The 715-nt window shown below is 75.4% G+C and carries 1 protein-coding gene and 1 pseudogene; both read left to right on the top strand.

Annotated features, from left to right (window positions below):
* Positions 1–222 (top strand): annotated as a pseudogene (locus tag VR44_RS36395) (DedA family protein); the annotation flags it as partial.
* A 35-nt stretch (positions 223–257) separates the two neighbouring features.
* Positions 258–662 carry a MazG-like family protein gene (locus VR44_RS36390; RefSeq protein ID WP_045951940.1) on the top strand — a complete coding sequence of 135 codons (405 nt, stop codon included), beginning with the start codon at positions 258–260 and terminating at the stop codon, positions 660–662.
* The last annotated feature ends 53 nt before the right edge of the window (positions 663–715 follow it).

Genomic DNA, 715 nt, shown 5'->3' with positions numbered 1-715 from the left:
CTCCTGGGCGGGCTGCCGCTGCGGCGGTTCGCCCGGGGGGACGCGCCCGCCTGCCTGGCCTGGGCGGCGACGTACGGGCTGATCGGGATCCTGGGCGGCTCGCTGTTCTCCGAGCCGTGGAAGGGCGTGGCCGCGGCGGTGGCCCTGACGGTGCTGATCAGTTCGGGGCCGGCGGTGTGGCGGCGGTTCGGGGACGGGCGGGGAACGGGCCGGGAGGGGTAGGCTCGTCGCTTCCGGGAGGACAGGGGTGACGGCCGATGACGGAGCAACTCCGGGGTGGGGACGGGCCGGTCGAGGCGGCCGGGTCCGCCGACTGGGAGACGGTCCGGGCCCTCGCCGCCCGTTTCGAGGCGGCGGCCGCCGAGCGGGGGGTGGTGCCGCCGCAGAGCCATGTGCTGCAAGTGCTGAAGATCGGCGAGGAGTTCGGGGAGGCCGCGCAGGCGGTGATCGGGGCGACCGGGTCGAACCCGCGGAAGGGGCGGTCGCACAGCTGGGAGGACGTGCACGACGAGGTGTGCGACGTCATCATCACCGGGATGGTGGCGCTGGCGCGGATGCGGCCGGACGCGGCGGCGTACTTCTCGAGCCAACTCACCCTGAAAGCAGGCCGCTTCCTCCCGGTTCCCCCGCCTGCGCCCCCGCTCCGGGAAGACCCCGCCTGACCCCAGGGAGCTCCGCCCACAGACCCTCCCCCGGCTACCGCCGGGAGGTGCCC

It is taken from the genome of Streptomyces katrae, assembly GCF_000966975.1.
GTDB lineage: Bacteria > Actinomycetota > Actinomycetes > Streptomycetales > Streptomycetaceae > Streptomyces > Streptomyces katrae.
Note: the sequence above shows the minus strand (reverse complement) of the source record. Positions and strands in the feature narration are given on the sequence as shown.